The sequence below is a fragment of the Winogradskyella sp. genome, from assembly GCF_028282165.1.
Taxonomy (GTDB): domain Bacteria; phylum Bacteroidota; class Bacteroidia; order Flavobacteriales; family Flavobacteriaceae; genus Winogradskyella.
In genome coordinates, this window is record NZ_JANQIM010000033.1 from 352,471 (window position 1) to 372,755 (window position 20,285).

20 protein-coding genes are annotated in these 20,285 nt (G+C 34.5%); 11 read left to right on the plus strand and 9 right to left on the minus strand.

The annotated features are described in order from the left end of the window. Positions 1-30 precede the first annotated feature (30 nt). The gene (locus Q0972_RS13485; RefSeq protein ID WP_299366398.1) at positions 31-882 is read left to right on the plus strand and encodes a prephenate dehydrogenase; all 852 of its coding nucleotides are present in this window, start codon (positions 31-33) and stop codon (positions 880-882) included. A gap of 75 nt (positions 883-957) precedes the next feature. Further along, positions 958-2,040 (plus strand): bifunctional 3-deoxy-7-phosphoheptulonate synthase/chorismate mutase type II, encoded by a 1,083-nt coding sequence (locus tag Q0972_RS13490; RefSeq protein ID WP_299366400.1) that lies wholly within the window; start codon positions 958-960, stop codon positions 2,038-2,040. Positions 2,041-2,075: 35 nt separating this feature from the next. Here the strand turns inward: Q0972_RS13490 and Q0972_RS13495 are convergent, their stop codons facing one another. From Q0972_RS13495 to Q0972_RS13525, 7 genes are all read right to left on the minus strand, one after another. Further along, positions 2,076-2,501 carry a hypothetical protein gene (locus Q0972_RS13495; protein ID WP_299366402.1) on the minus strand — a complete coding sequence of 142 codons (426 nt, stop codon included), beginning with the start codon at positions 2,499-2,501 and terminating at the stop codon, positions 2,076-2,078. A 123-nt stretch (positions 2,502-2,624) separates the two neighbouring features. Further along, positions 2,625-3,386, minus strand: a complete 762-nt coding sequence (locus Q0972_RS13500; protein ID WP_299366404.1) for a LytTR family DNA-binding domain-containing protein — start codon at positions 3,384-3,386, stop codon at positions 2,625-2,627. Between the two features lie 6 nt (positions 3,387-3,392). Beyond that, complete coding sequence (locus tag Q0972_RS13505) at positions 3,393-4,460, minus strand: sensor histidine kinase (protein WP_299366406.1); 1,068 nt, start codon at positions 4,458-4,460, stop codon at positions 3,393-3,395. Positions 4,461-4,488: 28 nt separating this feature from the next. Then, positions 4,489-4,773: a hypothetical protein gene (locus tag Q0972_RS13510; protein WP_299366407.1), complete on the minus strand. Its 285-nt coding sequence runs from the start codon at positions 4,771-4,773 to the stop codon at positions 4,489-4,491. 204 nt (positions 4,774-4,977) lie between these two features. Further along, positions 4,978-5,706 carry a hypothetical protein gene (locus Q0972_RS13515; protein ID WP_299366409.1) on the minus strand — a complete coding sequence of 243 codons (729 nt, stop codon included), beginning with the start codon at positions 5,704-5,706 and terminating at the stop codon, positions 4,978-4,980. A 35-nt stretch (positions 5,707-5,741) separates the two neighbouring features. Then, entirely contained in the window at positions 5,742-6,380 is a 639-nt protein-coding gene (locus Q0972_RS13520; RefSeq protein WP_299366411.1) for a DUF6515 family protein, read from the minus strand. Between the two features lie 199 nt (positions 6,381-6,579). Continuing rightward, the gene (locus Q0972_RS13525) at positions 6,580-7,050 is read right to left on the minus strand and encodes a hypothetical protein (RefSeq protein ID WP_299366413.1); all 471 of its coding nucleotides are present in this window, start codon (positions 7,048-7,050) and stop codon (positions 6,580-6,582) included. An 80-nt stretch (positions 7,051-7,130) separates the two neighbouring features. Here Q0972_RS13525 and rsgA point away from each other — a divergent pair, with 80 nt between their 5' ends. The 8 genes from rsgA to rlmN all read left to right on the plus strand — a co-directional run bounded on the left by rsgA (position 7,131) and on the right by rlmN (position 16,434). Then, a complete protein-coding gene (gene rsgA, locus Q0972_RS13530; protein WP_299366576.1) occupies positions 7,131-8,081 on the plus strand; it encodes a ribosome small subunit-dependent GTPase A in 951 nt (316 codons plus the stop codon). After that, positions 8,078-8,530: a D-aminoacyl-tRNA deacylase gene (gene dtd, locus Q0972_RS13535; RefSeq protein WP_299366415.1), complete on the plus strand. Its 453-nt coding sequence runs from the start codon at positions 8,078-8,080 to the stop codon at positions 8,528-8,530. Before rsgA ends, dtd begins: the two co-directional genes overlap by 4 nt. A 141-nt stretch (positions 8,531-8,671) precedes the next feature. After that, positions 8,672-10,582 carry a DUF3857 domain-containing transglutaminase family protein gene (locus Q0972_RS13540; protein WP_299366417.1) on the plus strand — a complete coding sequence of 637 codons (1,911 nt, stop codon included), beginning with the start codon at positions 8,672-8,674 and terminating at the stop codon, positions 10,580-10,582. A 43-nt stretch (positions 10,583-10,625) separates the two neighbouring features. After that, the gene (locus tag Q0972_RS13545; RefSeq protein WP_299366419.1) at positions 10,626-12,590 is read left to right on the plus strand and encodes a DUF3857 domain-containing protein; all 1,965 of its coding nucleotides are present in this window, start codon (positions 10,626-10,628) and stop codon (positions 12,588-12,590) included. Next, positions 12,587-12,913 (plus strand): nucleotide pyrophosphohydrolase, encoded by a 327-nt coding sequence (locus Q0972_RS13550; protein ID WP_299366421.1) that lies wholly within the window; start codon positions 12,587-12,589, stop codon positions 12,911-12,913. Before Q0972_RS13545 ends, Q0972_RS13550 begins: the two co-directional genes overlap by 4 nt. 30 nt (positions 12,914-12,943) lie before the next feature. Then, positions 12,944-14,170, plus strand: coding sequence for a 3-phosphoshikimate 1-carboxyvinyltransferase (locus Q0972_RS13555; RefSeq protein ID WP_299366423.1), 1,227 nt, complete (start codon positions 12,944-12,946; stop codon positions 14,168-14,170). A 72-nt stretch (positions 14,171-14,242) separates the two neighbouring features. After that, positions 14,243-15,292 carry a tRNA preQ1(34) S-adenosylmethionine ribosyltransferase-isomerase QueA gene (gene queA, locus Q0972_RS13560; protein WP_299366424.1) on the plus strand — a complete coding sequence of 350 codons (1,050 nt, stop codon included), beginning with the start codon at positions 14,243-14,245 and terminating at the stop codon, positions 15,290-15,292. 98 nt (positions 15,293-15,390) lie between these two features. After that, positions 15,391-16,434, plus strand: coding sequence for a 23S rRNA (adenine(2503)-C(2))-methyltransferase RlmN (gene rlmN / locus Q0972_RS13565; RefSeq protein WP_299366426.1), 1,044 nt, complete (start codon positions 15,391-15,393; stop codon positions 16,432-16,434). Between the two features lie 44 nt (positions 16,435-16,478). Here the strand turns inward: rlmN and Q0972_RS13570 are convergent, their stop codons facing one another. Together Q0972_RS13570 and Q0972_RS13575 are read right to left on the minus strand one after the other, a co-directional pair. Continuing rightward, positions 16,479-17,990: a T9SS type A sorting domain-containing protein gene (locus Q0972_RS13570; RefSeq protein ID WP_299366428.1), complete on the minus strand. Its 1,512-nt coding sequence runs from the start codon at positions 17,988-17,990 to the stop codon at positions 16,479-16,481. A gap of 256 nt (positions 17,991-18,246) precedes the next feature. After that, entirely contained in the window at positions 18,247-19,077 is an 831-nt protein-coding gene (locus Q0972_RS13575; protein ID WP_299366430.1) for a T9SS type A sorting domain-containing protein, read from the minus strand. A 131-nt stretch (positions 19,078-19,208) separates the two neighbouring features. Between Q0972_RS13575 and Q0972_RS13580 the strand changes: the two genes are divergently transcribed. After that, entirely contained in the window at positions 19,209-20,186 is a 978-nt protein-coding gene (locus tag Q0972_RS13580; RefSeq protein WP_299366432.1) for a polyprenyl synthetase family protein, read from the plus strand. The last annotated feature ends 99 nt before the right edge of the window (positions 20,187-20,285 follow it).

Here is a 20,285-nt window from a genome sequence, read left to right on the forward strand (position 1 = left end):
TTCCCTTTCCAATTGGAAAGGTTTAGGATTATGAATAATGTTTTTGTCATTGGAGTAGGATTGATTGGAGGAAGTTTTGCGTTGGATATTAAAAAGCAAAATTCTGAATGTACCATCTTTGGAATTGATAACAATGAAAACCATTTAGATGAAGCGATCCAACTAGGTATAATAGATGAGAAGGCCAACTTAGAGAGTTTAAGTAAAGCCGATTTGGTAATTATTGCGATCCCTGTGGATGCAGCTTTAGAGGTGTTGCCAAAAGTTTTACATAAGATTTCTGATGAAGCCATTGTATTTGATGTGGGATCTACCAAAGAGGATATCTGTCTTAAGGTAAAACCGCATCCAAAACGAAGAAATTTTTTGGCGGCCCATCCTATCGCAGGTACGGAGCATTCGGGGCCGCGCGCTGCCTTACAAGGACTGTACAAGAACAAAACCAATATTATTTGTGAGGTTGAAGAGACCGCGTTTAAGCTTCAGGAGAAAGCTTTGAAGCTATTTTCGGATTTAGGGATGCGCATTCGATACATGAACCCGAAAGCTCACGATAAACATATTGCCTATGTGTCGCACTTATCTCATATCAGTTCATTCATGTTGGGAAAAACGGTCATTGAAAAGGAAAAGAACGAACGTGATATTTTTGATATGGCTGGCAGTGGTTTTGAAAGCACAGTACGTTTGGCTAAAAGTTCACCAGCTATGTGGACACCTATTTTTGAACAGAATAAAACCAACGTTATTGAAACGCTAGAAGAGTATATCAATAATTTAAAGCATTTTAAACAGCTAATGGAAGAAGGCAATTTTGAAGCGGTTTATAATGAAATGAAAACCACAAATCACATAAAGGAGATATTAAACGGAATAAATTAATAAACAATTCAATAACTAAAATAGAAATACCAAAAATTGGAATTTAGAGATTGAAATTTGGAATTTTAAAAATCTATGGAAAACAAAAAAGAGTTGAGAAATTGGCTAGATGCATTTAACTTAGAGCATCCATTGGTTATTGCTGGGCCATGCAGTGCAGAAACCGAACAACAGGTGCTTCATATTGCGCACCAACTAAAAGATAGTGATGCAACGGTATTTAGAGCAGGTATTTGGAAACCAAGAACGCGCCCTGGAAACTTTGAAGGTGTAGGAGCTCTTGGTTTAAAATGGATGCAAAAAGCTAAGGAAGAGACCGGGATGATGATTACGACCGAAGTAGCCAATCCTCACCATGTGGAATTAGCTCTAGAACATGATATTGATATTCTTTGGGTAGGAGCAAGAACGACGGTAAGCCCATTCATAGTTCAGGATATTGCAGAAGCGCTGAGAGGAACAGACAAACCGGTACTGATAAAAAATCCGGTTAATCCAGACTTATCGCTCTGGTTAGGTGCAGTTGAGCGTTTTTACACGGCTGATGTTAAGAACTTAGGTGTTGTTCATAGAGGCTTTTCGACGTATGAGAAAACGCGCTACAGAAATAATCCCGAGTGGCAATTGGCAGTAGATTTGCAGAACCGTTTTCCAGATTTACCTTTAATATTAGATCCTTCCCATATTGCAGGACGTCGCGATATTATTTTCGATTTAAGCCAAACAGCATTAGATTTAAATTACGATGGATTAATGATAGAAACACATCACGATCCTGATAATGCATGGAGCGATGCTGCACAACAGATTACACCTGATACTTTGATAAAATATACTCAGGATTTACGCATTAGAAAAGAAGTAGGTGAGGACGCTGAGTTTAAGAACAGTATAAATACCTTAAGAACCAAAATAGATGTCATAGATCACCAGCTTATTGAAATTTTAGGTAAACGTATGCAAGTTGTAAAGGGTATCGGAACCCTAAAGAAAAAGCATAATGTGGCGGTATTGCAAAATAAACGCTATAACGAAATTCTAGGTAGAATGATACTAGAAGGCGAAGAAAAGAACTTAAGCGAAGAATTTATTTTAAAGATGTTTAAAGCGATACACCAAGAATCAATTAATCATCAAGAGGAGATTATTAATCATTAAACCAAAAAAGGCTCGCATTAGCGAGCCTTCCTTTTTTAATCTTCTTCCCAATCCCAGCCATTTTTAAAGTAGACCACCTTCATAACATCGTTCCAATTTTTCTTGTGCACTTTAAATTGTTCCTCGGTTAAAATGGGTTTTATTCTCGAGTTCATTTTAGTAACTAGCTTCTCCAGTTCTTCCTTAATTTCTTCACTGGTATAATCTTTATCTTTGTCATTGAGACGTTGCATATCATAGGCATAGTGCAATAGATATCTGTAGTATTCTTCCTCTACGTCTTCAGAAAGATTCATTGCTTTTGTTTTTTCGTAGAAAAGCAATTGTAAATTTGCTCTTTCGTCTACCGAGAACATGTCGACTTTGTTCTTTTCTCTTTCGAGTTGTTTCTGTGATTGTCCAATAACGGAAGAGAACGTTAAGACAAAAATGGGAATAAAAAGTAGTTTAATAGTTTTCATGATGGTTTGTTTTTAAATCTACACCAAAAGTAATTCTAGCTGCTCTTAAATTTAAGAATTAATTGACTGAACTGTATTATTTTTTAAGTGAATTAACTTATTTTAAACCTGAATTACAATCGATTAGGAATTGATCCAATTTTTCACCTCGTTCGATTTGGCTTTACTCACAACGATGCGTTCTTTGTATGGAGGCTGCGTAATTACAATTAGCTTTCCATTAAAATAGTATTTGATTTTTATTATGGATTCCTTGTTTAAAATAAATTGTCTGTTTACGCGAAGAAATAGTTTTGGATCCAACTCATTTTCAATATCCTCTAGTTTTTTATTTATGATGTAATATTGGTTGTTGAAAGTTATCGCTTTTACGATACTAGAATCTATATAGAAATAGGCAATATCTTTTGTTTTTATGGGCAACAATTCATCTCTTTTTTGAACTAAATAGGTGGATTTATAATTTGCCGATTTGGTTTCTAACATTTGCATTAGTGCTTCAATATTATTTGAAGTAAAGCCCAAAGGTTGTTGGGTAGATACAAACTTATTTATGGCATCAGAGATATCTGCCTTATTCAGGGGTTTTAATAAATAATTGACACTATTCACCTTAAATGCTTGGATGGCATATTGGTCGTAAGCTGTCGTGAAAATGATAGGTGTACTAATGGTAACTTGCTCAAAAATTTCAAAAGAAATACCATCCGCTAAATGAATATCCATAAAAATTAGATCGGCCTCTTGTATTTCAGAAAAATAAGTAACTGAAGACCTTACGGAATCAAGTGTTTTTAATACTTCAATAGTTGGGTCAATGTCATTCAACAAATAAATCAGGTTTTCTGATGCTGCAATTTCATCTTCTACAATAACGACTTTCATAAAACTTTAAATTAGAGGTAATTTAACAATAAAAAACTCATCTTGCTTAGTAATTATAATCTCATTGCCTTTTAATAACTTATAACGCTTATTGATGTTTTCAAGACCTTGTCCGGTACTATGCACAAACGTTGATCTAGGTTTAATTTTATTTTTAACGACTATCATATGGTCTTCAATATAGATAAGCACTTTCAATGGATTCTCTTCAGAGATTTCATTGTGCTTTATGGCATTTTCTACCAAAAGTTGTAAAGCAAGTGAAGGAATACTTCTGTTTAAGGCATCTTTAGGGATGTTAATATCCATAACAAACCGGTTGCGATATCTCGTTTTTATCAAGTAGATATAGCTGTTCAAAAACTTAAGCTCTTCATTTAGGGTCACTAAATCTTGTTGCCCACTTTGTAAGATGTAACGATACATATATGAAAGCTCGTTAACAAATGTGGTAGCTTCTTCGTTACCTCTTACTAATGAGTTTAAAGAATTTAAAGCGTTAAACAGAAAATGAGGATTGATCTGGTTTTTTAGGGCTGTGAGTTCATTCTGCAAACTCTGTTGCTTTAGTAATTCCTTTTCAGCCAAATCATCGCGATGGATAACCTGAAACCGCAATATCCTTGATATAAAAATAACGATGACTAGAATTGTAAAATATACAAAGTAAGATATGCCTTTACCAGAAGGGGCTAATGTCGTTTCCGTAATCATTTGATGACTGTAGAAAAAGGTAAAGACTGTTCCGAAAAACAGTCCTATATTAGCTATTACTGTAAATATGCTATTTACGATTTTGCCATAGTTTAACCTATACTTCCAATTTGTGTTTAATTGAAGCCCAATAAGGGAATAAACAAATAGAAAGAGCAGTCTCGTCAAAACATCTTTGACAGAAACCTGATCGAAAGACTTACTAATATTACCGAATACTTCATACAACTCTAATGTTCTAGGTAGATTTATTAAAAACGAGATTAATAAAGCAATTGTGACTAGTGTTGGCGCTTTTACATATTTTACTTTCGAAGCCAAATTGTAAGATTGAATGATATAGAATGGTAAAATAGTCAAAATATATGATTTTAGCTCTTTTGATTAATTATGGAATATCTATCGTATCTTCAACTTCTATGACTTCAATATCACTTGGCTCAATGACATCGAAATCTTCTATGTTTTTAAAGATTATCTTTTCTAGTTCGTCAATTTCACAGTTGAGATCGCAATCGTCAATATAGTTTGTGTAATTGTCACAAAAAGTTATGTCTTGTGGTTTTTCTGTGTTATAGCTTTCATCATATAGATTTAGCTCTGTATTGACTCCAATGGAGGTAATTAAGCAAATAATAATTCCGCTAACGATTGTAAAAAGTTTGGTTTTCATAATTTCTGATTTTTAGTATTATTTCTTATACAAATTTACTTATCGAAATTGCTATAAATCCTTGAAAAACAGGTGAAACGACCTAAATGAGAGCTGAAATAGCTTTTAAGGAATGTGAAGTAATTTCTATTGGATTGAAGACATAAAAAAACCTCCCACTCTTAGTGAAAGGTTTTCTACGTAATTAAAATAAATGTCTATGTTCTACCAGCCTCTACGTTTCTTCTTTACATCATTTTCATTACGTTCGTTTCTATCATCTCTTCGCTCTCTTCGGTCTTCTTTACGCTCTCTGTTATCTTCGGCCAGTTCTCGTTTTGTAGCTTCTATATCTTGCTTCAATGAGTCAATAAAATTTAAAACGAGTTGCTTTTTGGCTAGGGCATCTTCATTATTATCAAATGTAAAATTATAAGACTTCAGTGTTTTCAAAATATCTGCTTGGCGTTCAGCTCTAGCAATTTGTTGTTCAAAATCCCTCACATCATCTCGTCGATCTCTTTTGTCATCTCTCTTATTTATACGATCTCTAGTCATATCTCGTCGGTCGTCGTCTCCATCGTATCGCCCTCTTTCAGAATCTTCCCTATTACGTCTTATTTCTCTTCGATCCGATCGCAATTCTGCAGAACTTTGAGCTATTTCTTTTCTTGCTTTTTTGGCTTTTTCTCCGCTTTGTTCGACTTCCCTAACCATATCGACCACTATATTGGCCGTTATTTGGTTGACTTCGTCAGTATCCCTAGTTTCAAATGCGGTGTTAAATAATTCTAGTTTAGCTTTAAAAGCTTCAAGTTCTTTAATGTCTCGCTCTAGCATCTTTTTGCCTTCTGCGATTTGCTTTGTGTTTTGTACGGCTTCTTTAGCGTTTTGGGCATTGGTAACAAGTCCGAAGCTTAATAGAACCAGTGCTAGTTTTAGTGATGTTTTCATTGTATTTACAGTTTTATTTAAAATTGATAATTAGCTTAATTATATACGACTTCGTATGTCACCTTTTCGTTGGAGTCTGTTATCTTCTTGTAAAGAATATCATTATACTCGTAATAGGTTTTTTCGTCCAGAACAACTTCTTCAGCATCTTCATGGATTTCTGAGACCACGGTTCCTACAGGTGGTTTTGCGACTTCATATTTTCCTTCATCTTCATCAGGTTCAGGAGATTCAATGTAATAGATACCAGAATGATAAAAGTAGATAGAAGAACCCATAACAATTCTAACGTGGCCAACAGGTAACACCGTAATTCTAAATCCTAGAGGTGGCATTACCACTATGTATTGGTCGCCGTAAGCTGTGTAGTAAACTCCCGAATAGTAGAAATACGGTAATCCTCTGTACACGATTCTTACATGATGTCTTGGTAATGTTCTTACAACTCGTCTATGTCTTGGGTATCTATAATTTGGGTTTCTCCTAACGTGTTGCGTTGTATATCTATCATTATGCCTGCCATGATTTGTGTTAACCTTGTCTTTTGTACTGATACGTTCAGTTTTTACGGCTTTATTTTTTGTGCCGTTTCGTTTTTGCCCATTTATTTCATTTGAGAATAAAAGCGAAATGAGAAGCAGACCTATTCCTAATGTGTGTTTTACGGTTTTCATGATTAATAGTTTTTAATGTGGTTGTACTTGTTTTAAAATTCTCATACAAAGTTATTTTGATAAATAGTTGATTAGCCTTGCTAAATAATTGAAGCGACTAAAATAGCGAGTGAAATATCTATTATGATGTTTGAAGTAATATGAGTAAATCAAAAAAGGCTCGCATTTGCGAGCCTTCTAGGTATTGTGTTTTGTTAATTTATCGATTTCTCTTAAAAATATATCTCGTAACAAATATACCTTGGCCATCACCATCACCAGCATCACTTTCCGATGAACTTGTCACAAAAGCAAGTTCCCATCCTTCTTGACTCATGGCGATGAGCTTAGAGGTAATAACAGCATCGTTTGCCACTATATTTTGAAAACGAATTCCGCCTATATTAAAAAAATTAAGGAGTTTGGTTTCTTCAAAATCCTTGACGCGGATATTTTTTCTTTTAGACTTATTCCTAGTATTATCGTCTTCGGTCTGCTCGGAAGTAAACTCAGAATAGTCTCTTTCAACATTAGAGGATATTAACCTAGAACGGCCCAAACCGCTCGGTACAATAGATTCTACACTTGTAATTACCTTGTATTCAACATTTGGTGTTTGGTTTTGATTTATAAAGGAAAATGAAACCAGCCCGACAACGATTGTTGCAATAAATAAGAGATTTTTTTTCATGATTGTTGATTTTGTTTTATATACTTAAAATAAAGACTTTTTAGTTAAAAGTTGTTACTTTGTCGTTATTAATTCGCTTAATGACAGGAACTGTTTATAAATCTACTGGAAGTTGGTATACCGTTAAAACAATGAACGGTAGGTTTTATGAATGTAGAATTAAGGGGAGGTTTAGATTACAGGGCATAAAAAGTACTAACCCTATTGCTGTCGGTGATAAAGTTCAGTTTGAGTTAGAGACCAAAAACAACAGGGAAACAGGTGTTATAAATAGGATTGAAGAACGAACCAACTATATCGTTAGGAAATCCGTAAACCTGTCTAAGCAGACCCATATTATTGCCGCAAATATCGATCAGGTATTTCTTTTGATCACTATAGATAATCCACCCACTTTTACAAGTTTTATTGATCGTTTTTTGGTTACCGCTGAAGCATATTCAGTTAAAACCATATTGCTATTCAACAAAATTGATACTTATAACGATGAGGCTTTACTCGAAGTAAAGTATTTGATAAATATCTACAGAAAGATAGGTTACGAGTGCATTGAAATTTCTGCTAAAACAGGACAAAATATTGATAAAGTAAAAGCATTAATGGAGCATAAGGTAAGTATGTTTTCTGGGCATTCTGGTGTTGGCAAGTCCACACTGGTTAATGCCATTGAGCCTTCATTAGATCTTAAGACAAAAGAGATCTCAGAGCAACATATGCAAGGACAGCATACAACGACTTTTGCAGAGATGTTCGATTTAAGTTTTGATGCCAAGATTATAGACACCCCAGGGATTAAGGGTTTTGGTGTAGTGGATATGGAGAAAGAAGAAGTCGGTGATTATTTCCCAGAATTTTTTGCACTAAAGCAAGATTGTAAATTCAATAATTGTTTGCATTTAAAGGAACCAAAATGCGCTGTAAAATTAGCGCTCGAAAATGATGAGATTTCCTATTCAAGATATCGTAGTTACCTTCAGATTTTAGAAGGTGAAGAGGAACATTACAGAACAGATAATTGGGATAACGGATGAGGGTTGTAGTGCAAAGAGTGTCCCAAGCTTCAGTGGTTATTGACAACAAAAAAGTAGCCGCAATAAAAAACGGACTGTTGGTTTTACTAGGGATTATAAATGAAGATACCCAAGAGGATATAGATTGGTTATGCAAAAAGATTATTAACCTAAGGATTTTTCCCGATGAAAATAATGTTATGAATATATCACTGCTAGATGCAGGAGGTGATGTCATTTTAGTGAGTCAGTTTACATTACATGCCAGTACAAAAAAAGGAAACAGGCCAAGTTATATAAAAGCGGCTAAACCAGATATCGCAATTCCAATATATGAAGCCTTTCTAAAAACACTACAGTTAGAATTGGGCAAGTCCATACAAACAGGGCAATTTGGTGCAGATATGAAAGTTCAATTGATCAATGATGGACCAGTTACCATAATTATCGATTCAAAAAGCAAAGCGTAGTTATTATATTGATTTTGTGCTGATAATCGAAGATTTTATTCTGATAATCGAGGATATTACATATGTAAGGCGTTTATGACAATTATCATCTAATGCATTGATCTTCCTTTTTATATTGCATAGGCAAAAATAGTTGATCAAATGTGTATACTACGAAAAAGATTTGCTCTGTCTATCCTCTTGTTTTTTTCTTCCTTTTTTGGCTTTTCACAAGATAAATCGGCGTATAACGCTTTAAGTATCCCTTTAGAATTAAAGTCCAATGCCAATGCCATTATCCGTTATGAAAACAAAGTTGTAGAGATCGTTAGTAAAGATGAGATTAAGGTTGTTTCCAAAAGAGTTACAACGGTTCTTAATAAGTATGGTAATCGTCATATAAATGCAGTTCAGTTTTACGATAAACATACTAAGATAGAGAAAATGATTGCTTATATCTATGATGAGTTTGGTAATGAAATAAAGAAAGTGAAAGAGCGTGATTTTAAGGATGTCAGTGCTGTAAGTCAAATATCCATTTACGAAGATGATCGTGTTAAGTATTTAGATTACACACCTTTAAATTATCCATATACAGTAGAGTATAATTATGAAGTCATTTATAAGAACACTGCTTTTTTCCCTAATTGGCTGCCTATCAATGATTATTATTTAAGTACACAGCATTCAGAATTTAAAATCGTAAATAATGCAAGCATTGAGTTAAAAACAAAAAAAGAAAATTTTGAGTTTTATCCAATTACCGAAGTGTCAGATAACCATTTTATAGCTAGTAATATTGAAGGCATAAAGCAAGAATCTTACACACCCGGATTGAATAGTATAGTACCGCGATTTAGGGTTGCATTAAAAGCATTTAATATGCTTGGGGTTGAAGGAATAAATAATAATTGGAGTGATTTTGGTAAATGGATGTACGATAGGTTATTAACTGGGACAGACAATATTCCGCAGACGACCATAAATGAAGTTAAACAACTAACGAGTGGTGTAGATGATAAGATTGAACGCGCAAAGCTTGTATATAAATATATGCAAGATAAAACACGCTACATCAGTATACAAGTAGGAATTGGAGGTTGGAAACCCATGATTGCAGAAGAGGTCGATGCATTAGGGTATTCAGATTGTAAAGGTCTTTCCAATTATACAAAAGCATTGTTAGAGGCTGTAAATGTACCTTCTTACTATACAGTGATATATGGTGGTCGTAGTATTAGGCATATTGATAGCGAATTTTCGGCAATTCAGGGAAACCATGTCATTTTATGTATCCCTGATGAAGAAGAAAACATTTTCCTTGAATGTACAAGCCAGACAAATCCTTTTGGGTTTATAGCAGGGTTTACAGATGATAGGACTGCATTATTAGTAAAACCAGAAGGAGGAGAGATTGTACATACTAAAATATACAGTGCAGAAGATAATTTACAAGAAACTACTGCAGATATTATACTTAATGATACGGGTGGTTTTGAAGCAGACGTTGTTGTTGAGACCACAGGTTTTCAATATCATCTTCATGAAGGACTTGAAAATGAAACACAAAGAGATCAGCAACTGCATTACAAGGAATATTGGGATAATATAAATAATCTCTCAATTGAGAAGATAGCATTAGAAAATGATAAAGAGAATATTGTTTATAGTGAAAAGGTGAAATTGTCTTCTTCGAGCTATGCTTCAAAAAGTGGCAATCGGCTTATTTTACAGCCCAATATGTTTAATAAAGTCTCAAAAATTCCGACCAGATATACCGATAGAAAGCTAGACTTTAAAATAGATCGTTCGTTCAAGGATACGGATGAGTTTATAATTCAACTGCCTCAGTCATTTCAATTAGAAGTAATGTCCGAAGGTAAATCAATAGAAAGTAAGTTTGGAAGCTATCAATTTAAGTTAGAAGCGATAGGAGAGAATCAAATAAAATATACAAGGACTTATACCTTACTAAAAGGAGCCTATGATAAGGAAGAATATAAGGCGTTTAGGGATTTTAGAAAACAAATAGTAAAGTACGATAAGACCAAAATTGTACTTGTAAAAACATAAGTATTAAACCATTAAGTTCAAACATAAGTAAAATATTCAACCGATGAAAACAAAAATATTAGTAGCTATTATAGCTTTACTGTTTACGATACAAGCTCAAAGTCAAAACTATGATTTTGGTAAAGTATCTAAAGAAGAACTTCAAGAGAAATTTCATTCAAATGATTCCTCTGCCGTAGCAGCGGTATTGTATAAAAAAGAAGAAATCAAATTCCATTTTACAAATACCGAAGGGTTCAGGCAAGAGCGCATTGTGCACGAACGTATAAAGATATACAACAAGGATGGGTTCGACTGGGCTACGCAAAAGGTTTATTTATACAAAGGAACAAGCAATAGCAATGAGAAAATTTCTAATCTAAAGGCATACACCTATAATTTGGTGGATGGTAAAATTGAGAAAGAAAAATTGAGTAAGGATGGAAAGTTTACCGAAGATAGAAGCGAACATATACGTGTAAGCTCTTTTACAATGCCTAATGTTAAGGAAGGGTGTGTTATCGAATTTAAGTATACGGTTAGCACAGCAAGAAAAAGCATTGAAGATGTTGTTCTTCAATACGATATACCGATTAATAAAGTTGATATTAAAATAGCTACACCAGAATACTACATTTACAATGCGTTGTTAAACCCAAGAGCATCATTTACACCAAAATTAGTTACAAGTCAAAAAACCACCCAAGTACCATTTGAATATATGATGAATATCATCTCAATTAATGAACATCATGTACCTGGGCTTAAAAGTGAAGCTTTTGCAGGTAATATCGATAATTATAGATGTAAGTTAAGTTTAGAGCTAACGGCTGCTTTAAATGCGCAAAAGATTTTAGATAAGACATTTACTACGACTTGGGAAAAGGTGAGTAGAACCATCTATGAAAGTCAATACTTTGGTCAACAAATCGAGAAGACTAATTTTTATAAAGATGAGTTACAGGCACAGGTTGCTAATGCAACCGACGACTTTGAAAAAGCACAAACTGTTGAGGCTTTTGTAAAATCTAAGGTTAAATGGAACGGTAATTATGGAAAATATTCTCAAAACGGTATTAGAACAGCCTATAAAGAAGGAGAAGGGAATGCTGCAGATATTAATTTATTGGTGGTTTCCATGTTACGGTCATTAGGTGTAAATGCGCATCCTGTTCTCATAAGTACTCGTAATAATGGCATTCCGTTGTTTCCAACTTTAAATGGGTTTAATTATGTAATATGTAGCGTACAAAAAGGAGAAGAGTTTTTATTGATCGACGCAACATCTCAATACAGTGCAGGTAATATACTGCCTTTTAGAGTGCTTAATTGGCAAGGAAGACTTATAGAAAATAGTAGTGTATCGCGATGGGTTAATATCATGCCCAATAAAAAATCTGTAGAGTCTACAATGCTCAATGTAAAAATAAACGACGATTTTACTGCATCTGGGAAAGTATCGAAAAACCTTACTTCCTATGTCGCATATAGTTATAGAACAAACAACTCGGATATTTCAGAGGAAGAACATTTAAAGAAATTAGAAACTGATAAGGGCGATATAGAAATTAGCAATTTGAACTTTGAGAACAGTAAGGATATCTCAAAACCTGCTAAACTAAACTATGAATATGAACTGTCAGATGCTATTGATGAAATAGGTGATAAACTGTATTTTGCGCCTATGTTATTCTTTAAAACCGATGAAAATCCATTTAAATTAGAGAAGCGAGACTATCCAATTGACTTTGTTATTCCTTATTCAGATAAGTACTATGTAAATATTATGCTGCCTAAAGGCTATAAGGTTGAGTCACTGCCAAAGAAGTCCATTTTAGAATTTAAAGATGCAGATGCCAAGTTTTCTTACATGATTAGTTCTAATGGACAATATTTACAGCTAAAGGTTCAGTTAGATATAAATAATCCTTTTATATTGCCAGTGGATTATGAAAGCTTTAAAGATTTTTACAGTAGAATAGTAGAAAAACAAAGCGAACAAATTGTCCTAGCAAAATTAGAAGGATGAACATAAAGAATGCACAACTAGAAGTTGACAATTGGATAAAAGAACATGGCGTAAGATATTTTAATGAGCTTACCAATATGGCGCAACTTACCGAAGAAGTAGGTGAGGTGGCACGTATCATTGCAAGACGTTATGGTGAGCAAAGCGAAAAGGATAGCGATAAGGACAAAGATTTGGGTGAAGAATTGGCCGATGTAGTATTTGTGGTACTGTGTTTAGCAAACCAGACTGGTATAGATTTACAAGAGGCTTTTGATAAAAAAATGAATAAAAAAGCTAAACGCGATCACGATAGACATCACAATAACGATAAATTGAAGTAGATTTGCCGTTATAAATCATTCTAGGATTTCGTGGACATTCATATTCTCAAATCAACGATTAATCGCAAATCGTCCTTAACCATTACAGGCTCTAAAAGTGAGTCTAATAGATTGCTGTTATTGCAAGCACTATATCCTAATGTAAGAATAGATAATCTATCTAATTCAGATGATTCAGTGCTTATGCAAAAGGCTTTAGCTTCTAACGAGAACCTTATTGATATTCATCATGCAGGTACAGCCATGCGCTTTTTAACGGCATATTTTTCTGTTCAAGAAGGGCGGGAAGTCGTCTTAACGGGCTCTCAAAGAATGAAAGAGCGACCAATGAAAATCCTTGTGGATGCCTTGAAAGATTTGGGTGCTGACATTCAGTATATATCGAATGAAGGGTTTCCGCCATTACGAATTAAAGGTAAAAGATTGGTTAATTCTGAAGTGACATTAAAAGCCAATGTGAGCAGTCAATACATTTCGGCGTTGTTATTAATTGCGTCAAGATTAGATAATGGGCTAGAAATTACTTTAGATGGAAAGATTACTTCAGTTCCTTACATTAAGATGACATTGCATCTTTTAGACCAATTAGGAATTGAAACCAGCTTTAAGAGTAATGTTATTTCAGTTGAACCCTTATCGCAAAGCTTCGAATCCAAAATAGTTGTCGTTGAGTCCGATTGGTCTTCAGCATCTTACTTCTACAGTTTAGCTGCTTTAAGTGAGTTAAATACAGAAATAACGTTATCTACATATAAAAAAGAATCTCTTCAGGGAGATTCAGTGTTGGCCGAGCAATATCAGTTGTTTGGTGTAGAAACAAGTTTTGAAGATAACCGTATTAAGCTAAGAAAGGCATCAATGGTAGATGATCAATCGTCAATCAATCTCGATTTGAGTGATGCTCCAGACATAGCGCAGACTATCGTTGTGACGGCTTTTGGACTTGGATTAGAATGTTACTTAACAGGTTTACATACCTTAAAAATCAAGGAGACCGATCGCTTAGTAGCCTTAAAAACAGAGCTAGAAAAACTAGGTGCAGAAGTTACCATTACCGACTCGACCTTACATCTTAAGTTTTCTAATACTATAAAAAATGATGTTTCTATAGCCACTTACAACGACCATAGAATGGCCATGGCATTTGCCCCCTTAGGACTAAAAACATCCCTAAAGATTGAAAATTCAGATGTGGTGAGTAAATCCTATCCCCAATTTTGGGAGGATTTAAGTACTTTAGGATTCCGTTTAAAATAAAGTTCTAATTACTTGACAAGGCCTATTTTGAGATTGTATATTTGCAACTTCAAAAAAATTAAACGTCGCACTATGAAATTATCGCACTTCAACTTTAACCTACCAGAAGAATTATTGGCAGAACATCCAGCAGAGCATAGAGATGAATCTCGGCTAATGGTTTTAGATAGAGCAAATCAAACTATCGAACACAGACTATTTAAGGATGTTATCGATTATTTTGACGAGGGGGATGTCATGATTTTGAACAATACCAAAGTGTTTCCTGCTAGACTTTATGGTAATAAGGAAAAAACAGGTGCACGTATTGAGGTTTTTTTACTACGCGAATTAAACCAAGATCAGCGTTTATGGGATGTTTTGGTAGATCCAGCACGTAAAATTAGAATTGGTAACAAACTTTATTTTGGTGATGATGAAACTTTAGTCGCTGAGGTTATTGATAATACGACATCTAGAGGTCGTACCCTGCGTTTTCTTTACGATGGATCTTACAATGATTTTAGAAGAAAATTAACCGAATTAGGGGAAACACCACTTCCAAAATATATAAAGCGTGCCGTAGAACCAGAAGATGAAGAACGCTATCAAACCATATTTGCTAAAAATGAAGGCGCAGTAGCAGCACCAACGGCAGGATTACATTTTTCAAAGCACTTATTAAAGCGATTAGAGATTAAAGGTGTGGATATGGCAGAAGTAACACTTCACGTAGGGTTGGGGACCTTTAATCCAGTAGAAGTAGAAGATTTGTCAAAGCACAAAATGGACAGTGAGGAAATTGTTATAACCGAGCGTGCCGCTGAAATTGTCAATAGAGGAATTGATAATAAGAAACGCGTATGTGCAGTAGGTACAACATCCATGCGTACTATAGAGAGTTCTGTGTCTTCAAATGGTCACTTAAATCCGTTTGAAGGTTGGACTAATAAATTTATTTTCCCACCTTACGATTTTAGTATAGCCAATAGTATGATAACTAATTTCCATACGCCAAAATCTACTTTATTAATGATGATATCTGCTTTTGCAGGACACGATTTTGTAAAGCACGCATATGAAGAAGCGGTAAAAGAAAAGTATAGATTTTATTCTTATGGCGATGCTATGTTGATTATCTAATTGAGATTAAAACATATGATTAAGCCTCTGAATTAATTAAATTTTGGAGGCTTTTTTTATTCAATGGAATACATTTCAATTAAGTACTTTTGCATTTAATGGAGATTAAAAAGAAGGACATACGAGCATTGACTAAAGATCAGTTGAGAGCATTCTTTGTAAAGCAAGGAGATAAGGCTTTTAGGGGAAATCAGGTCTATGAGTGGTTATGGCAAAAGTCTGTGCATAGTTTTGAAGATATGACCAACATATCTTTAAAAACAAGAAAAATGCTCAAAGATAACTTTGTGATTAATCATATAAAAGTAGATCAGATGCAGCGGAGCTCGGATGGTACTATAAAAAATGCCGTAAGATTGCACGATGATCTGGTGGTTGAGTCGGTATTAATACCAACACCTTCTCGCACTACGGCGTGTGTGTCTTCTCAGGTAGGCTGTAGTTTAGACTGTAGATTCTGTGCTACGGCTAGATTAAAGCGTATGCGTAATCTCAATCCAGATGAGATATACGATCAGGTTGTTGCAATTGATAATGAGAGCAGGTTATATTATGGAAGGCCTCTGAGTAATATTGTTTTTATGGGCATGGGAGAACCCCTTATGAATTATAATAATGTGCTTAAAGCCATAGATAAGATTACTTCACCAGAAGGCTTGGGAATGTCTCCAAAGCGTATCGTAGTCTCTACTTCTGGAGTACCAAAAATGATTAAAAAAATGGCAGATGATGACGTTAAATTTAAGCTAGCGGTATCCTTGCATTCTGCTATAGATGAGGTAAGGACGTCCATAATGCCGTTCAATGCTACGTTTCCATTAACTAAACTGCGGGAAGCTCTACAATACTGGTATGCCAAAACTAAAAATAGAATTACATATGAGTATGTCGTTTGGGACGGTATTAATGATACAAAAACGGATGTTGATGCATTAGTGGAGTTTTGCAAATTTGCACCAAGTAAAGTTAATCTTATAGAATACAATCCAATCGATGATGGTGAGTTTCAACAAGCAGGCTCAAAGGCTTTGGATATGTATGTCAATGTTCTAGAAGCCAACAATATTACGGTAACCGTTAGACGGAGTAGAGGTAAGGATATTGATGCTGCCTGTGGGCAGTTAGCCAATAAAGGACAATAAAAAAAGCGGCCATCGCCGCTTTTTTTGTTGTGTTAAAAACATTCTTAATTCTTTAAAAACTTAATGGTTTCAGAGCTGCCATTTGCAAAAACTTTTGCTAAATAAATACCGTCATTTAAAGATGATAGATTAATAGACCCTGTTGTACCAGATAAAGCTTTAGATAATACATTTTGACCTAAAATTGAATAAATTTCGACATTGGTCATTTCTAAATTAGAAGACTCTAAATTAAGTGTATTGGATACTTTATTATAAAAATGCGAAAATTCGTTAGAATTAAAATCCTCAGTACTTAACTGGCTGGTAATGCTTAGATCATCTATAAAAACTGAATTTGCTTCTGCAACTCCCATTAGTAATGCAGTTTTATCTCTTACACCAAAATAGTAGCTGCCATCTGATGGTGGTATAAATGTTGCCATTCGTTGTTCATACGTAACATTATTTAAACCATCTAAAGTAGCTAAAACGGTATTTGTTGTGCCATCATTTGTCGTTGCAACTATTATTTCAATATCCTTTGCAGGTCTCGTAGCAGAAGATAATTGAAAATTACGTTGGTTAAACATAAAAGTATATTCATTAGCCGTAGTTAGATCAAAAGGACCAATATAAAAAGTAGCATCTGCAGCAGCATCTGTGAATGTACTATTAGAAAACAGAATAGCTACACCACTGTTTGCAAAATCATTTGTTGTGTCACCATCTGTGGTGTCATCTACATTATAATTCCATGAACCTGTAGGTTCAAAGAAAGACAACCCGAAATTTAATAGCAACGCTTGGTTTGCGTCTGCTTCTAAATCTTCGGTAAATGGTAACGTACTAAAATCAGGACTTGTACCTACCACTATTTCAGCGTAATTAGAAAAATCACCAGCTCCACAATCTTGTCTAACAAAAACGCCGTAAGAAACTCCTGGTGTTAATCCAGATATCTGGTATGAGTCTCCACTTGTAATTGTCGCTGTGTTGCCTCCACCTCCTTGTGTATACGGAAAAGTACCCCATTCTACTTCAAAATTACCCACTATGTCGGTTGATATATCAACTGTTGTGGTAGTAAAATCGTCGAATGTTACAACTGGAGATAAACAGGATACAGCGGTTTCCGTTAACTCAAATTGAAATGCACCTGCACTCCATCTATCATCAAAAGCAATGTAATAGGTTGAGCCATTTGTGGCATTAAATGACGTGGCAGATCTATAATCCATACCAGCAGTGTCTATATCATCGTTACCTGCTATACAGGTTAAAGAGCCACAACTGCCAGAATAGACATGTAGTCGAGTATCAGCAAAAGCACTAGTGGTGCCAACAGCCGTTGTAATATCAACTACTGCGTCAGTGGATGCAGTATAAACGTACCACTCACCTGCCATGGCACCAGATCCATTGGCAGCACAGATAGGGTCTGGCACCTCGGTGCCATTTACTGCTATAACAGTATACAAACCAGGGCCTATTGACTGTGCGGTAGCACAAGTGTCTTGAGCATCGTTAAATTGAAAGGCTAATAGAGCCAATACTAACAAAGTAATTTTTTTCATAAAAAATATTTTAGGATTAATTGTCCTAAAATAGTAAATAATTATTTATTGTCTATGTTTAATCGTTAAGATTCAATTTGACTTGGAAAAGGAACACTATATCAGAATTATTCTACATCTATTTGATAGATGGACGGTTGATCTTTTAATTTTAGAATTGGTGAATTTAACTAGGCTGATCTCTATTTTTTAAGTGATGAAGACACAAAAAAAAGTCCCAATATTTGGGACTTTTTTTACTTTTTTTAAATAAATATTAGCTCTTAATAAATTTAACAGTTTTAGAGTTACCATTAATATAAATTTTCGCTAAATAAATGCCATCTCTTATTTCTGAAACATTAATAGATTCGTTAGAACTTGTAAGTTGTTTTGTGATTACATTTTGTCCTAAAATTGAAAATATTTCAATTCTTGTAAAGTTTTCATTAGAAGAATTAATGACTAAATCTTCTGTTATGTTGTTATAATTGTAAGAGAAAGAATTTGCAGTAAATTCATCTACGCTTAATGTAGTTGCATTTACTTCCAAATCATCAACAGATAAAAAGTCTTGATCGGTACAGTCCCAGTGTCTAAATGCAATATAGACTACAGGCTCTCCAGCAAGACTCGATATATCAAGACTTTGAGGAGTTGGGGTTCCTGTATTTCCAACATCACCTAAGGTTTGAGTCATTGAAGTAGCTGAATTAATCAATACAGCTATATCATTACTTGTTCCAACATGAACACTGTACTTTTCTTCATCCCAAGATTGGGCAGCTACTTGAGTTATCCAGTTCACAGTAATGGTGCCTCCAGCATTAGTTAAATCAATAGCCGGAGATACAGCCCAATTATCTGGGAATAGTGGTGCACCCTGCCACGATCTGGAAATAAAAGAAACTGGAGTAACGGGATTAGGTGGCGTTGCAGTATCTTGAATTTGAAATATATCCCCCCAATTATTTCCATCGCCGTCAGAGTCGGTTAAGGTCCAATCAGAAACATCTTCATCGTTGAAGTCATCTGACCAAATAATGTTTTGTGCATTGTTTAAATTAAATAATACTAATGCAAATAAAAGTAAAGTAATTTTTTTCATAAAGTTTGATTTTGATTAATAGCTTTAAAGTTACAAATAATTATCTTTTAATAATGTTAAAATTGGATTATTGAATTTTTATCGATAAAAATTGCCGTTATTCGTAATTTTGCAATGTTTTTTGCCTGTAAATGAAAATAACCGAACAAATAAAGCAGCCCATTGCCTATGAAATGGAACTTTTTGAGCAAAAGTTTCAGCTCTCTATGGCCAGTAAGGTGGCATTGTTGAATAGAATTACACATTATATTGTTAACCGAAAGGGAAAACAAATGCGCCCCATGTTCGTCTTTTTAGTGGCTAAGATGCTAAATAATGGGGAGGTCAGTGAGCGGACATATCGAGGTGCGTCCGTTATTGAACTCATTCATACGGCAACCTTAGTGCATGATGATGTAGTAGATGATAGCAATAGACGACGAGGATTCTTTTCTATAAATGCACTTTGGAAAAACAAAATCGCGGTCCTCATAGGTGACTATTTACTGTCTAAGGGTCTACTGCTTTCAATTGATAATAATGATTTCGATCTATTGAAGATCATATCAGTAGCTGTTAGGGAAATGAGTGAGGGCGAATTACTTCAAATTGAAAAAGCCAGACAGCTCGATATTACCGAAGCCATCTATTACGATATAATTCGACAGAAGACAGCCACACTTATTGCCGCATGTTGCAGTTTGGGGGCAGCATCCGTAAAACCAAATTCTACCGAAGTTGACACAATGCGTAAGTTTGGAGAACTTATAGGTATGGCATTTCAAATTAAAGACGATTTGTTTGACTATGGTGAAGAAAAAATCGGTAAGCCTACAGGTATTGACATTAAGGAACAGAAAATGACTTTACCATTAATCCATGTCTTAAACAATTGTTCGAATAAAGAGAAATCCTGGCTTATTAATTCTGTTAAAAATTATAACAAGGACAAGAAGCGCGTTAATGAAGTTATAGCATTTGTAAAGTCTAATGGAGGGCTGGAGTATGCGATTTCGAAAATGAAAGCCTTTCAAGAAGAAGCACTAAATTTATTAGATTATTATCCTGAATCACCATACAAATCTTCACTAAAGTTAATGGTTGATTATGTTATTGATAGAAAAAAATAATTTATTAGATTCTGAAAATCAGTTTTTTAAGTAAAAAACAAAATATTTTTTACTATCTAGACAACCATTTGTAAAACATTTGCGTCTTTATCAATAGAA

What these genes read in the sequence shown, in the direction of transcription:
- Q0972_RS13520 (WP_299366411.1), bottom strand. Translation starts at nt 6,380, where the DNA reads ATGAAAACCGTAAAACACACATTAGGAATAGGTCTGCTTCTCATTTCG.
- queA (WP_299366424.1), top strand. Translation starts at nt 14,243, where the DNA reads ATGAAATTATCGCACTTCAACTTTAACCTACCAGAAGAATTATTGGCA.
- dtd (WP_299366415.1), top strand. Translation starts at nt 8,078, where the DNA reads ATGAGGGTTGTAGTGCAAAGAGTGTCCCAAGCTTCAGTGGTTATTGAC.
- Q0972_RS13545 (WP_299366419.1), top strand. Translation starts at nt 10,626, where the DNA reads ATGAAAACAAAAATATTAGTAGCTATTATAGCTTTACTGTTTACGATA.
- Q0972_RS13550 (WP_299366421.1), top strand. Translation starts at nt 12,587, where the DNA reads ATGAACATAAAGAATGCACAACTAGAAGTTGACAATTGGATAAAAGAA.
- Q0972_RS13525 (WP_299366413.1), bottom strand. Translation starts at nt 7,050, where the DNA reads ATGAAAAAAAATCTCTTATTTATTGCAACAATCGTTGTCGGGCTGGTT.
- Q0972_RS13570 (WP_299366428.1), bottom strand. Translation starts at nt 17,990, where the DNA reads ATGAAAAAAATTACTTTGTTAGTATTGGCTCTATTAGCCTTTCAATTT.
- Q0972_RS13500 (WP_299366404.1), bottom strand. Translation starts at nt 3,386, where the DNA reads ATGAAAGTCGTTATTGTAGAAGATGAAATTGCAGCATCAGAAAACCTG.
- Q0972_RS13495 (WP_299366402.1), bottom strand. Translation starts at nt 2,501, where the DNA reads ATGAAAACTATTAAACTACTTTTTATTCCCATTTTTGTCTTAACGTTC.
- Q0972_RS13490 (WP_299366400.1), top strand. Translation starts at nt 958, where the DNA reads ATGGAAAACAAAAAAGAGTTGAGAAATTGGCTAGATGCATTTAACTTA.
- rsgA (WP_299366576.1), top strand. Translation starts at nt 7,131, where the DNA reads ATGACAGGAACTGTTTATAAATCTACTGGAAGTTGGTATACCGTTAAA.
- rlmN (WP_299366426.1), top strand. Translation starts at nt 15,391, where the DNA reads ATGGAGATTAAAAAGAAGGACATACGAGCATTGACTAAAGATCAGTTG.
- Q0972_RS13575 (WP_299366430.1), bottom strand. Translation starts at nt 19,077, where the DNA reads ATGAAAAAAATTACTTTACTTTTATTTGCATTAGTATTATTTAATTTA.
- Q0972_RS13510 (WP_299366407.1), bottom strand. Translation starts at nt 4,773, where the DNA reads ATGAAAACCAAACTTTTTACAATCGTTAGCGGAATTATTATTTGCTTA.
- Q0972_RS13540 (WP_299366417.1), top strand. Translation starts at nt 8,672, where the DNA reads ATGTGTATACTACGAAAAAGATTTGCTCTGTCTATCCTCTTGTTTTTT.
- Q0972_RS13515 (WP_299366409.1), bottom strand. Translation starts at nt 5,706, where the DNA reads ATGAAAACATCACTAAAACTAGCACTGGTTCTATTAAGCTTCGGACTT.
- Q0972_RS13580 (WP_299366432.1), top strand. Translation starts at nt 19,209, where the DNA reads ATGAAAATAACCGAACAAATAAAGCAGCCCATTGCCTATGAAATGGAA.
- Q0972_RS13485 (WP_299366398.1), top strand. Translation starts at nt 31, where the DNA reads ATGAATAATGTTTTTGTCATTGGAGTAGGATTGATTGGAGGAAGTTTT.